We start from the raw sequence: 13006 nt of genomic DNA on the forward strand, positions 1-13006 counted from the left end.
TCCGGGGGTCTGCCGATGATGTGCGACGTGGGGGCACGGATGACTGTTCCGCAGATGCCGTCGCGGGCTACGACCCGTGGGGTGCGGTGAGTTCGATGAACCCGGTGGAGAACAACGCGGAGACGGCGTCGGCCTCGGCAGCGGATTCGGCCCTGTACCGACTGATCGACCTGGCCCCGGCCCCGGCCGCGCTGGACGCCCCGGGACCGGACCAGCCCGCTCACAGCTCCGGGGAGTCGGCCGCGAGCTCCGGTGCCGGGCAGGGCAAGACCCCGTTGCCGGTACGCCGGCGCGATGTGTCCCGGCCCAACCCCGGCACCGTGCGCCGCACCCGGACCCCGAAGCCTCCGCACTCCCCCGCCCCGGCCGGCTCCACCGCGACCCCGCCGGACACGAACCCGACCGGCCCCACCTCCAACTCGCCGGACACGAGCCCGGCAGGCCCCGCCTCCAACTCGCCGGACAGGGGCCCGACCGGCCCCACTCCCAACTCGCCGGACAGGGGCCCGGCCGGTCCCACCGCGACCCCGCCGGACACGGCCCTGCCCGCACCCACCGCACAGCCCGCCGCCCCGGCCGCACCCACCGCACAGCCCGCCGCCCCGGCCCCCGTACCGCCGGCCCGCGCCACTCCCCCGGAGCCGACCGTGACCGTGTCCACCGGCCCCGCTTCCGCCCCGGTGCCACCGGTCCAGGACGCCGTCCCGCAGCAACCGCCCCGGGCCGGCGTGACCGCGCCCCCGCCCGTCATCGACACGACCCCCCGGCCCCTCCCGGGGTACGAGTCCGTCGGCGCCCCGGCCGTGACCGACACTCCTCCCGCGCCGCAGGCACCCCGCACCACCGTCACCGCGCCGCCCCCGCCCCCGGCCGGGGCCCCGCTCCCGCCTTCGGCCCCGCCCGTGGTCCCCGCGCAGCAGACGAACACCGCCCCGGTCCTGCGCCCGCGCCCCGGTACGGAGCTCGCCTTTCCCGCCCCCGAGCCCGTCCTCACCGTCGATCCGCGTCTCGCGCAGGCGAGCGGGAAGCCGCAGCACGGGGACTCCGTGGCGCGGCGGTCCGGGCAGTCGTTGCGCCGGATGGCCAGGCCCTCGGCGCAGGCCGGGGGTGAAGAGGGGCCCTGGGTACGGGAGTTGCAGCACCCGGTGACGACGGGCCGGGTCGTCGCGGTCACCTCGATCCGGGGCGGGGTCGGCAAGACGACGACCGCCGCGCTGGTCGCCCGCACCTTGCAACGCGTCCGCCAGGACCCCGTACTCGCCCTGGAGGCGGACGCCGCGCTCGGCACGCTCGCGGTGCGCCTGGGTGCCCAGTCGGTGCGCTGGTCGGCCGGCGAACTGGCCCGGATCCTGACCCCGTCGATGCATCTCCTCGACATCACCGGCTACTTGGTACCGCTCCCGGACGGCGGCTGGCTGCTCCCCGCGAGCCAGGGCCGGGTGGGCCCCCCGCTCGACGTCCCCACCTACCGGAGCGTCACGCTCGGCCTGCGCCGCCACTTCGCGATGACGGTCGTCGACTGCGAGACGCTGCCGGGCGACGTCGCCCGGACGGCGATGGACACGGCACACGCCCGTATCGTCGTCGCCCCGATGACCGCGGAGGGCGTCGGCGGCACCCGCGTCGTCCTGGACTGGCTCGGCAACCTGCCGCACTCCACGCTGCCGACCACCGTCGTGGCGCTCACCTCGGGCGCCCCGGACCAGAACCTGGACCTGGCGGCGGCCACCGCGCACATCCGGGAGACGGGCGTCGGCGTCGTCCACCTGCCCTACGACCGGCATCTCGCGGCGGGCGGCCCGATCCACACGGACCTGCTCGCCGCGGCGACCCGGCGGGCGGCCGCCCAGCTCGCGGCCGAGGCCGTGCAGCGGGCGGTCCGCAGGTGAACGGGCGGGCGCCGGACGGGGCTCAGCAGCCCCGCGCGTCGTAGGCGAACGTCACCTTCGTCCGCTCGTCCGCCGCTCTGACCTCGTCGTAGACGGAGGGGCGGACGCGGTACCAGACGTCGTCCCGGTCGGACCGGCCGCCGACGTCGTCGAGCTCGACGCACCAGCGTTCCCTGCGGACGACACGGGTGTACGACTCGGTGCCCCGGCGCACCTTCGTGCAGTTCTGGTACTTCTCGGTCGTGTACCAGGTCTTCGTCTTGCCGTTGCTCCGCTTGGAGTGCTTGACCTCGCGGCTGTCGCTCACACAGTTCCTGACCATGCGCGGCCGGGTGTCCCTGACGGTCTGCGGCGTGACGTGCCGCACCGAGTCGCGGACCCCGGTGACCGTCTCGGGTTCGCTGTCGCCGCCGCACGCCGCGAGCACGGCTGTGAGCACGGCCGTGAGCACCAGTATCGATCCGGCCGACGCCGGCCTTCGCCTCCAGGACACGGTTCCCCCCATGTGTACATGCCATTGAAGACCGGCAGCCTAGCCGATCACGTCCCGCTCACCGCGCGGGCCGAGCGCCGGGCTCCGCCCGCGTGCCAGGTCATGATGCGGACACGTCGAGCGCGCTGATCCCGAACGCCCCTTCCCGCGTGCCGGGCGCTCCGCTCACGAGGTCGAGCCGGACGCCGCTGCCGCGTACCGCGTCGAAGGTGATGACGGTCGGTTCACCGGAGACGGTCGCCCACGCGACGTCGGCGTCCGGCACGGTGACGTCCCCCACCGACACGGTGACCGCCTCGGGCAGCGTGTGCCGATCGTCGACCGTGAAGGAGACCTCGACCCGGCCGATGGTCCGCTCCTCCTCGAACGTCACGGAGACCCAGTCGCGCGGCCGGGCCCCGTCGAACGCGGGCAGCAGGGCGGTGGCGGCCTTCTGGAAGGCGTTGGACCACCGGGTGGCCGGGTCGCCGTCGAGCATGGCGGCGGGCAGGGTGTCCGTGGCGCCCGAGTAACTGGCGTCCGCGAGAGGGTACGTGGGTGATCCGGGCCCCGGGTCCGGAGCGAACGGCGCCACGGGGGTCACCGGCGACCCGGCCGGGCCGGTCACCCGCACGGAGACCTTCCCCGCGCGCAGCCCCTCCGCCCGCGCGGTGACCGTGAGCGCGCCCGGCTTCGTGCCCGAGCGGACGATCGCGAGGGCGAGGCCGTGGAAGGCGGTGCGGGTGCGGGCCTGGTAGCGCTCGGCGCTCTCCTGCCGCCCGTTGTCGACCCCGGCCAGCGAGCCGCCCGTGACGGCGAACTCGATGAGGTGCCCGGCGCCGGGCACGACCGTCCCGCGCGCGTCGACGATCTCGGCGGTCACGAACGCGAGCGCCCGCCCGTCCGCCGCGACCGTCTTCCGGTCGGCCGTGAGCCGTATCGCGTGCGGCTTCCCCGCGGTGCGCAGGACGTCGGTGGCGACGGTCTTCCCGTTCCGCCGCGCGACCGCCTTCAGTTCACCGGCCGCGAACGGCACCTTCCACGTCAGATGCAGTTTGCCCGCGCTGCCGTTCGGGCTGGTGTAGCTGCCGGGGTAGGCGCCCGAGGTGACGGTCTTGTCGTCGCCCGTGGCCTCCGTGGTCTCCAGGTAGGCGCGGCCGTCGAGCGTCGTCTTCCGGTCGAAGGCACGCACGCCGAGCGAGCGGCCGTCGAGGTACAGCTCGACCTCGGCGACGTTCGCGTACGCCCACACCTCCACCTCCTCGCCCGGCTCGTGCGTCGTCCAGTCCATCGGCAGCAGGTGCACCATCGGCTCGTCGGTCCACTGGCTGCGGAAGAGGTGGTACATGTCCTTCGGGAACCCTGCCGTGTCGACCGCGCCGAAGAAGGACGCCTTCACCGGGAACACGTCGTACGGGGTCGGTTCGCCGATGTAGTCGATGCCGGACCACAGGAACTCGCCCGCGAAGAACCGCCGGTCGCGGTCCTTCTTCAGGCCGTACTCGCCGCTCATCGTCCACGAGGCGAGGTTGTTGTCGTAGCTGGAGGTGGCGCGCCTGCCGGGGGTGTGGTTCTCGCCGGTGTTGAGGTGCTGCGGCTCCTGGTAGGTGCCCCGGCTCGACGTCTCCGAGGACGACTCCGACTCGAAGAGGAACAGGTGCGGGTAGCGGGCGTGCAGCGCGTCGACGGAGGCGGCGGTGTTGTAGTTCAGGCCGAGGCCGTCCAGCTTCGCCAGGATCAGGTCGGCGGGCGATCCGGCGGCGGGCAGCGAGCGGTACTTGTCGGAGCCGATGACGACGGGCCGCGTCGTGTCCAGGGCCTTGATGTCATCGACGAGGCGCTGGGCGATGGCGATGCCCTCGGTGCGGGTCGAGTCGGGGATCTCGTTGCCGATCGACCACATGAGGACGGCGGGTGAGTTGCGGGCGGCGCGGACCATCTCGGCGATGTCGGCGTCGCTGTGCGCGTCGAAGAAGCGGCCGTAGTCGTAGGTGTTCTTGCCGGTGCGCCAGCAGTCGAACGCCTCGACCAGCATGATGAGGCCGAGGTCCTCGCAGGCGGCGATCACCTCCGGCGCGGGCGGGTTGTGGGAGGTGCGCAGGGCGTTGACGCCCATGCTCTTCATGATGCTCAACTGGCGTCGCACGGCGTCGGGTTGGACGGCCGCGCCGAGGGCGCCGAGGTCGTGGTGGAGGTCGACGCCCTTGATCTTCAGGTGGGCGCCGTTGAGGGAGAGGCCCCGCTCCGGGTCGAACACGGCGTGCCGGATGCCGAAGCGGGTGCGGTACGTGTCGACGGTGCGGCCGTCCACGCGGAGAGCGGTGACGAGGGTGTACTGGTGGCCCGGGGTCTCGACGGACCACAACCGCGGTGCCCGCACCCGCAGTTCGTGATGGGCCTCCCGGGCGCCCCCGACCCCTTTCAGCACGGATTCCGTCCGCGCGACGCGCCGCCCCCCGGGGTCGCGGACGGTGGAGACGACGGTGACGTCCTGCGCGGTGTCCGCCTCGTTCGCCACCGTCGTACGGACGTCGACCGTCGCGTACCCCTGGGCGAGGGTGGCGGCCAGGCCGGGCGTCGTGACGCACGTGCCCCAGCGCTCGACGTGCACCGGTTCGGTGACGACGAGGCGGGCGTGGCGGTAGATGCCGCTGCCGGAGTACCAGCGGCTGCTGGGCAGCCGGTTGCGGACCTGGACGGCGAGGACGTCGGGCGTGCGGCCGTCCGTGTGCACGAGGCCGGTGATGTCGTGGGCGAAGCCGGTGTAGCCGTAGGGGTGGTTGCCGACGAGCCGGCCGTTCACGTACACGTCGGAGTCCATGTAGACGCCGTCGAACTCGACGGAGATCCGCTTGCCCCCCCAGCCGCGCGGCAGCGTGAACGTGGTGCGGTACCAGCCGAGTCCGCCCGGCAGGAAGCCGGTGCCGCTGGTCGTGTTGTGGTCGGTGGTCGGGGTCTGCTCGATGCTCCAGTCGTGCGGGACGGCGACCGTGCGCCACCGCGAGTCGTCGAACCCGGGCTGCTCGGCGCCGTCGTACGCGCCGGTCGGGTCGGTGATGCCGCCCGGGTCGACGAGCGCGAAGCGCCAGTCGTCGGTCAGCTCGGCGGTGCGGCGCCCGACCGCCCCGGCGCGTCCGGCCGCGTGGTCGGCGGCGTGCGCGGTGGCGGGGGCGGCGAGCGCTCCGGCCGCGGAGGTGGCCGCGCCTGCGGCCAGCACGGTTCTACGGGTGACAGGCATGAGCGAGACCCCTCCAGAGCGAACAGGTTCCACCAGAAAGCAACTGGCGTGCGGAAGGGATCCTTCGACTCCGAACAGGTTTTAGTCAAGGGCCTTGCGGAAGTCCCTGGGGTGCCACGCCCGCCGCGCCGCCGGCATCGGCACCGGCATTGGCATTGGCACCCGCACCCGCACCCGCACCGGCACCGGCACCGGTGAGGCTTCGCGCCACCGCGGAGAGGCTCTTCGTCACGGCGCGGGCGAGCAGCAGATGGCCGCGGTCGCCCGGATGCACCCCGTCCACCAGGTGTTCGGCGGTGAGCAGGGCGCCGCCGGGCAGCAGGGCGAGCTGCTTGTCACCGTGCCCGGCGGCGTCGCGGGCCGCGCGCTCGACCGCGTCCCGCAGCTCCGCGTGCGTGGCGCCGAGTGCGTTCGGCGCCGTCTCGGCGTCCGGGCGGAGCACCGGGGAGAGCACGAGCAGCGGGGCCTGCGGGTGGCCCGCGCGGACGACGGCCAGGAACGCGCGCGCCGTCTCGTACAGCAGCGGGACCGGATGGGGCGTACGGGCCCAGCAGTTGGTGCCGAAGGCGACGGTCAGCAGATCCGCGTCGAGCGCGGCGATCTGCTGCGCGGACGCGACCTCGCCCCGCGCCGCTCCCGCGTACCCGAGGTTCACGTCCTCGACGCCCAGCATCCGCGCGGCCACGGACGGCCAGGCGAAGTGCGGCCGGGTCGCGGCCCGTCCCTCGACGAGCGAATCGCCGTAGACGAGCCAGCGCGGGCGGCGCGGGGCGGGCGCGAGCGTGCCGCCACCGAGCGCCCGTACCTCCCGCAGCAACGGCCGTACCCCTTGCGGAAGTTGCACGGTGTAGGTGCCGTCGGGGCGCGGCAGCGGAAGCCGTGCGACGTGCGCGCCCGGGGTGGTCCGCGCCCGTACGTCCACGCCCCCGATCACGGTGAACACGGCCGGCACGTCCCGGTCGGGGTCCGCCTCCGCCGGGGCGCACGGCTCGTAGACGACCTCGACCGCCGTGACGCCGTGCGCCGTGAACTCCAGGCGGACCCCGGCCGGCGTCCTGGCCCGTTCCCAGGTGTCCCCGGGCAGCCGGTCCCGGTCGGCGGGGTCGGCCCGTACGGGCCTGCCGTCCGGCGCCCACCAGGCGGCGCCACGCACGTACTCCCTCATCGCGCACCCCCAGGGTTCGGATAGGGGAACTCCACCCCGGCGCCCCCGTCCCCGACAAGGGTGTGTCCGGTCACGTGCGGGGAAGGGCACGGCGAGGCCACCCTGACGCCGCATCAGGAGGGGAAGCGCCGCCGTCCGGGGGTGCGGCCAACCGGAATGTCCGGGTTGCGGATAGCGTTGGCGGAGGTGAGAACGGCGGCGGGTACGGGATGCCCGCGGCGGCGAGAAGCCGCGGACCCGGAACGGCCTTGGCGGTGAAACGCCGAGGAGCGGCGACGGCCCCCGCCAGAGAAACGCCGTGGACTCCGAACGTCCGCGGCAGCGGAAAGGCGGCGCACAGTGCACGGCGAGTACAAGATCCCCGGCGGCAAGCTCGTCGTCGCGGATGTCGAGGTGGCGGACGGCCTCCTGCGCGACGTCCGCGTGGCGGGCGACTTCTTCCTGGAGCCGGACGACGCGCTCCTGGCGATCAACGCCGCGCTCGAGGGTGCCCCCGCCGACGCCGACCACGCGGCGCTCGCGGCGCGCGTCGAGGCGGCGCTGCCGCCCGGCACCGTCATGCTCGGCCTGACCACCGAGGGTGTCGCCACGGCCGTGCGGCGTGCGCTCGCCCAGGCCACCGACTGGCGCGACTACGACTGGCAGCTCATCCACGACGCCCCGCAGTCCCCCGTCCTGCACATGGCGCTGGACGAGGTGATGGTGGAGGAGGTCGCGCTCGGGCGCCGCCCGCCGACCCTGCGCGTGTGGGAGTGGGACCGCCCCGCCGTGATCATCGGCAGCTTCCAGTCCCTGCGCAACGAGGTGGACGCCGAGGGCGTCGACCGGCACGGCGTCACCGTCGTACGGCGGATCTCCGGCGGCGGCGCGATGTTCGCCGAGCCGAAGTCCACGATCACGTACTCGCTCGCCGTCCCCGAGTCCCTCGTCTCGGGCCTGTCCTTCCAGGACTCGTACGCCTACCTCGACGACTGGGTGCTGGAAGCCCTCGGCGACATGGGCATCAAGGCGTGGTACCAGCCGCTCAACGACATCGCGACCGACATCGGCAAGGTCGCGGGCGCCGCGCAGAAGCGCGTCGTGGCGGGTCAGGGCGCGGTCCTGCACCACGTGACCATGTCCTACGACATCGACGCCGACAAGATGGTCGAGGTGCTCCGCATCGGCAAGGAGAAGCTCTCCGACAAGGGCACGAAGAGCGCGAAGAAGCGCGTCGACCCCCTGCGCCGGCAGACGGGGCTGCCGCGCGAGGAGGTCATCACCCGCATGATCGACTCCTTCCGCGCCCGCTACGGGCTCTCCGACGACCGGGTGACGGAGTCGGAGATGGCCCGCGCGGAGGAACTGGTGCGGACGAAGTTCGGCACGCCGCAGTGGACGGCGCGGGTGCCGTAGAGGTCGCTCCAGGGCACCGGCGTCAGTGCAGCTCGATGTCCCCGGCACGCGTCGGTACGGCGTCGAGCGCGGCCAGCGTCGCCCCGTCGAGGACGATCGCGCCGGCCTCGACGTTGGCCCGCAGGTGCTCCGGGTCGGCGGTGCCCGGGATGAGCAGCACGTTCGGGGCGTGGTGGAGCAGCCAGGCGAGGCCGGTCTGGGCCGGGGTGCCGCCCAGTGTCCGCGCGGCTTCGACGACGGCGGGCTCGTCGGTCACCTTCGGCATACCCGGGAAGGCGCTGCCGAGCGGGAAGTACGGCACCCAGGCGATGGCCTCGTCGACGCAGAGCCGCAGCATGTCCTCGTCGCCGCGCGCCACGAGACTGTAGGCGTTCTGCACGCAGGCGACGCCCACGGGGAGGGCCTGGCGCAGCTGGTCGGCGGTGACGTTGCTGACGCCGATCGCGCCGATCTTGCCCGCGTCGCGCAGGTCGGTGAGGACGGCGAGCTGGTCGTCCATGTCGACGAGCTGGTCCCCCTCGGCGCGCAGCCCGGGGCCGGTGTCGGCGCGGCGCAGGTTGACCAGCGGGATCCGGTCGAGGCCGAGGCTCTTGAGGTTGTCCTCGACCTGGGCCCGCAGTTGCTCGGGCCGCTGGGCGAGGCGGAGCGGGAGGGGCCCGTCGTGGGCGGGTTCGGCGCCGACCTTGCTGACGACGAAGGCGTCGTCCTCGGGGCGCAGCGCCTCGGCGATGACCTCGTTGACGAAGCCGTGCCCGTAGAACTGGGCGGTGTCGATGTGGTCGATGCCGAGTTCGACGGCGCGGCGCAGCAGTGCGACGGCGGCGGCGCGGTCGTCGCGAAGCCGTTCGAGCTGCATGGCGCCGAAGCCGATGCGGGAGACGGTGCGCCCGGCGAGCGCGCCGGGGCCGCCGGCGCGACGGGCGCCGCCGGCGGTGAACTGGTCGGAGCGGTCGCTTGCACTGGAAGCAGGAGATGACATGACGGTTCCGCCCTCGTGCGACGATGGGGTAAACGGAGGGACTCCGTTATTGCGACCGTACCACTAACCGGAGGGCCTCCGTTTTGACCGCGCCTGATTCCGCCGCACCCGGCCAGTCCGGGGCCCCCGAGCGCACACCCGGCCGGTCCGGGCCCCCGAGCGACGGCCGGCCCGCGCCGATGCCCGCCGCAACCGCGACAAGCTCCTCGCCGCCGCCCGCGCCGCGTTCACCGCGTCGGGCGGAGCCGCTCCCCTCGACGCCATCGCCCGCGAGGCGGGGGTCGGTATCGGCACGCTCTACCGCCACTTCCCCACGCGCGAGGCGCTCGTCGAGGCCCTGTACGCGGCCGAGCTCGACGCCGTCGTCGACAGCGCGCCGGCGCTCCTCGCCGAGCTCCCGCCGGAGGCCGCGCTGCGTGCCTGGGTCGAGCGGTACGCCGCTTTCTGCGCGGCCAAGCGCGGCATGTCGGACACCCTGCGGGCGGGCTGGGCCGCGGGCACCATCGCGACCCCGGCCACCCGGGAGCGGATCACCGCGGCGATCGCGCTGATCCTCGACGCCGGGGTACGGGCGGGCACCCTGCGGGCAGACGTGGAGGCCGGGGAGATCACGCTGATGCTCCTCGGCGTCTTCCTCTCCACCACGGCGGTCAACTGCCCGGAGAAGACGGCCCGGTTGCAGGATCTGGTGGTGGACGTGCTGCGCCCCGCGTCGACCTGACCGAGGGCGCGTTCCAAGAATCTGGAAAGGGGCGGCAACCTTCGGGGCGTCGGCGGCAACCACCGGGCGAGCCACTCATCGGAAACTCCAGGCCCCCAGAAGGAGACGTTCCATGACTGATCCTCGCCCGACCCGTCGCTTACGCCCCGGGCGCGCCTCTCACTCCCCTCAAGCCTCCCGCACCTCTCCCTCGTCTCACACCTCTCCCTCGTCTCGCATCTCTCTCTCGTCTCGCACGTCCCGGTCGGCGAGAGTCGCGGCCCTGGCCGGCGCCCTGGGCACGGCCGTGGCGGCGGTCCTCGCCTTTCCCGGCCCGGCCTCGGCACACGGCGTGGCGCTGACGCCAGGTTCCCGCACCTACCTCTGCTACAAGGACCTGCTCGCGCACTCCTCGACCCAGATGCCGGCCAACCCCGCCTGCAAGGCGGCGGTGCAGTCGGCGGGCACCACCCCGCTCTACAACTGGTTCGCGGTGCTCGACTCGAACGCGGGCGGGCGCGGCCAGGGCTACGTCGCCGACGGCAAACTGTGCAGCGCGGGCGACCGCAGCCCGTACAACTTCTCCGCCTACAACGCGGCCCGTACCGACTGGCCCGTGACCCATCTGACGGCGGGCGCCACGATCCAGGTGAAGTACAGCAACTGGGCGCACCACCCGGGCTCGTTCCGGGTCTACGTCACCAAGCAGGGCTTCGACGCGACGCAGCCGCTGCGCTGGGCCGACCTGGAGCAGGTGCAGACGATCACGAACCCGCCCAGCAGCGGCGGTCCGGGCACGGAAGCGGGCCACTACTACTGGAACCTGCAGCTGCCGCAGCGCACCGGCCGCCACATGATGTTCGTCCAGTGGGTCCGCTCCGACAGCCAGGAGAACTTCTTCTCCTGCTCGGACCTGGTCTTCGACGGCGGCAACGGCGAGGTCACCGGACTGTCCAGCGCCGCGAAGGCGATCACCGCGGCGGTCCCGGCCGCGGCGCACGCGGACCATACGGCGCATCACGGGGCGGCGAAGACGGCGACCGAGGCGACGGATGTGACCGGTGTGGTCGATGCATCCGGGGCGACCGACGTGACCGACACGGCCGACGTGACCGATACGGCCGACGTGACCGCCGCGTCGGAGAAGAACGCCGCGTCCACCCTCAACCAGGCCGCCACCCTCGCGGCCACCAGCGCGGTCGCCCTGCTCGGCGGCACGGTCCTCCACCTGCGCCTGCGCAAGCCCCGCACCGACGACCGCTGACCCCTGCCAACGCGTCCTGATCACGCAGAAATCCCCAGGTCAACCATGCGACCTGGGGATTTCTGTACTGCGCTGGTGTCCGAGGGGGGACTTGAACCCCCACGCCCGATAAAGGGCACTAGCACCTCAAGCTAGCGCGTCTGCCATTCCGCCACCCGGACAAGGTGTCTGTCGTTCGCGGCGTGTTCCCCGCGGCGACATGGACAACAATACCAAGGTTTCGGAGTGCCTTTCACCTGCGTATCCGCCCCACGTGACCAGCGGGTTTACCTCTGCACGAGGAGTGACGGGGCCGTCACCCGGGCAGCAGCCGGTACTCGGCGAAGTTCCCCGGCGGCCGCTCCCCCGCCGGGCCCCGGGTGACCGCCCGCACCAGCAGCTCGCCGCCGACGAAGGCGCCGCGCCAGGACGCCCCGAACCCGCCGAACAGCTCGTCCCGGTCGCCGCGCGAGCGGGGCGTGCCGTGGCCGGTCTTGAAGGCGCGGATCTGCGGGGCGAGCCGCGCGTACGTGGCCTCGTCGTCGGTGGAGAGGGTCGCCACCAGCGCGCCGTTCGAGGCGTTCATGGCGGCGAGCAGCTCCGCCTCGGTGTCGACCAGGACGATCGTGTCGACGGGGCCGAAGGGTTCGGCGTGGTGGAGCGGTGACGACGGGGGCGGGCCGAGGAGGGTGACGGGGTGGACGTACGCGCTGGTGTCCTGGCCCGGCAGGAAGCGGCCGGGGTCGGGGGCGGCGCGGTACACGGGCACGGCGCCGCGGTCGACGGCCTCGGCGACCTGGTCCGTCAGTTCCTTCGCCTTGGCCGCGTGGATGAGCGGGCCGAAGTCGAGGTCCGGGTACGGGTCCCCCGGATCGGCCACGGCCAGCGGATGTCCGACGCGCAGAGTACGAACGGCGGGCAGGTACGCGGCGAGGAACGCGTCGAAGGCGTCGCGCTGCACGACGAAGCGCGGGTAGGCGGTGCAGCGCTGCTTGCCGTAGTCGAAGAGCTTGGGGATGGTCGCGGTCAGCTTCGGCCAGTCGGTGAAGTTCCAGATGCCCCAGGTGTTGAGTCCCTCCTGTTCGAGGATGTGGCGTTTGCCGAGGTCGGCGACGTCCGTGGCGACGCGGGCGCCGGTGTCGCGCCCGCCGACGAAGGACACGCAGCCGATCTCGGGCGCGCGGACGAGCGCCTGGGAGAGCTGCCCGCCGCTGCCGCTGACGAGCGTGACCGGGACGCCTTCGCGGGCGGCGAGGGCGCAGGCCAGGGTGAGGCAGGAGACACCGCCGTCGGTCGGGGCCTTGGCGATGACCGCGTTCCCTGCCAGTGCTTGGACCAGCAGGGAGTGAACGAGCACGCTCATCGGATAGTTCCAGCTGGCGATGTTGGAGACCGGGCCGGTCAGCGGGGTGCGGTCGCCGAGCATGGCGTCGATGCCGTCGACGTACCAGCGCACGCCGTCGACGGCCCGGTCCACGTCGGCCAGGGCGAGCCGCCACGGTTTGCCGATCTCCCAGACGAGGAGCAGCGCGAGCAGGTCGCGGTGGTGCGCGAGGGCGTCGAGGGTCGCGGCGACGCGGGCGCGCCGCTCGGCGAGGGGGACGTGGCGCCAGGCCCGGTGCTGGTCGAGCGAGGCGCGTACGGCCCGGTGGGCGGTGGCCGCGTCGAGGCGCGGCGGACCGGCGACGGGGCCGCCGTCGACGGGGGTGGTGGCGGGCAGCGGGCTGCCGTCGGCGTGCCAGGCGGCGTTCCAGAGGTTGAGGACGCGGTCGTCGCGGAAGGCCTCGGGGGCGACGGTGCGGCAGCGCTGCCAGACCTCGTCCCAGGAGGTGCCTGCCTTGAGGGTGGATGCCATGGTGGGGTCTCCGCTCACGGTGCGCGGTTCGGGCGGGTCGGGGCGAGGTGCGGTTCGGGCGGGGCGGGGT

9 protein-coding genes and 1 tRNA gene are annotated in these 13006 nt (G+C 73.5%); 4 read left to right on the forward strand and 6 right to left on the reverse strand.

The window, feature by feature from the left end; translation table 11 throughout:
- Positions 1 to 95 precede the first annotated feature (95 nt).
- Positions 96 to 1889 carry a hypothetical protein gene (locus tag C1N81_RS13365; protein WP_394429022.1) on the forward strand — a complete coding sequence of 598 codons (1794 nt, stop codon included), beginning with the start codon at positions 96 to 98 and terminating at the stop codon, positions 1887 to 1889.
- 22 nt (positions 1890 to 1911) lie between these two features.
- On the opposite strand, the gene C1N81_RS13370 is transcribed toward C1N81_RS13365, so the two are convergent.
- The 3 genes from C1N81_RS13370 to C1N81_RS13380 all read right to left on the reverse strand — a co-directional run bounded on the left by C1N81_RS13370 (position 1912) and on the right by C1N81_RS13380 (position 6764).
- The gene (locus tag C1N81_RS13370; RefSeq protein WP_394429023.1) at positions 1912 to 2328 is read right to left on the reverse strand and encodes a hypothetical protein; all 417 of its coding nucleotides are present in this window, start codon (positions 2326 to 2328) and stop codon (positions 1912 to 1914) included.
- A 154-nt stretch (positions 2329 to 2482) separates the two neighbouring features.
- The gene (locus tag C1N81_RS13375; RefSeq protein WP_394429024.1) at positions 2483 to 5599 is read right to left on the reverse strand and encodes a sugar-binding domain-containing protein; all 3117 of its coding nucleotides are present in this window, start codon (positions 5597 to 5599) and stop codon (positions 2483 to 2485) included.
- Between the two features lie 85 nt (positions 5600 to 5684).
- Positions 5685 to 6764: a GDSL-type esterase/lipase family protein gene (locus C1N81_RS13380; protein ID WP_394429025.1), complete on the reverse strand. Its 1080-nt coding sequence runs from the start codon at positions 6762 to 6764 to the stop codon at positions 5685 to 5687.
- Between the two features lie 339 nt (positions 6765 to 7103).
- Between C1N81_RS13380 and C1N81_RS13385 the strand changes: the two genes are divergently transcribed.
- Positions 7104 to 8159, forward strand: coding sequence for a lipoate--protein ligase family protein (locus C1N81_RS13385; RefSeq protein ID WP_394429026.1), 1056 nt, complete (start codon positions 7104 to 7106; stop codon positions 8157 to 8159).
- 22 nt (positions 8160 to 8181) lie between these two features.
- On the opposite strand, the gene C1N81_RS13390 is transcribed toward C1N81_RS13385, so the two are convergent.
- Positions 8182 to 9138 (reverse strand): aldo/keto reductase, encoded by a 957-nt coding sequence (locus C1N81_RS13390; protein ID WP_394429027.1) that lies wholly within the window; start codon positions 9136 to 9138, stop codon positions 8182 to 8184.
- 262 nt (positions 9139 to 9400) lie between these two features.
- Here C1N81_RS13390 and C1N81_RS13395 point away from each other — a divergent pair, with 262 nt between their 5' ends.
- Together C1N81_RS13395 and C1N81_RS13400 are read left to right on the forward strand one after the other, a co-directional pair.
- A complete protein-coding gene (locus tag C1N81_RS13395) occupies positions 9401 to 9859 on the forward strand; it encodes a TetR/AcrR family transcriptional regulator (RefSeq protein ID WP_394437922.1) in 459 nt (152 codons plus the stop codon).
- Positions 9860 to 10076: 217 nt separating this feature from the next.
- Positions 10077 to 11102, forward strand: a complete 1026-nt coding sequence (locus C1N81_RS13400) for a lytic polysaccharide monooxygenase auxiliary activity family 9 protein (RefSeq protein WP_394437924.1) — start codon at positions 10077 to 10079, stop codon at positions 11100 to 11102.
- A 73-nt stretch (positions 11103 to 11175) separates the two neighbouring features.
- Here the strand turns inward: C1N81_RS13400 and C1N81_RS13405 are convergent.
- Both C1N81_RS13405 and C1N81_RS13410 read right to left on the reverse strand, forming a co-directional pair.
- A tRNA-Leu gene (locus C1N81_RS13405) sits at positions 11176 to 11263 on the reverse strand.
- 134 nt (positions 11264 to 11397) lie between these two features.
- Positions 11398 to 12936, reverse strand: coding sequence for an aldehyde dehydrogenase family protein (locus C1N81_RS13410; RefSeq protein ID WP_394429028.1), 1539 nt, complete (start codon positions 12934 to 12936; stop codon positions 11398 to 11400).
- Positions 12937 to 13006: the final 70 nt, after the last annotated feature.

The organism is Streptomyces sp. SGAir0957, assembly GCF_043523415.1.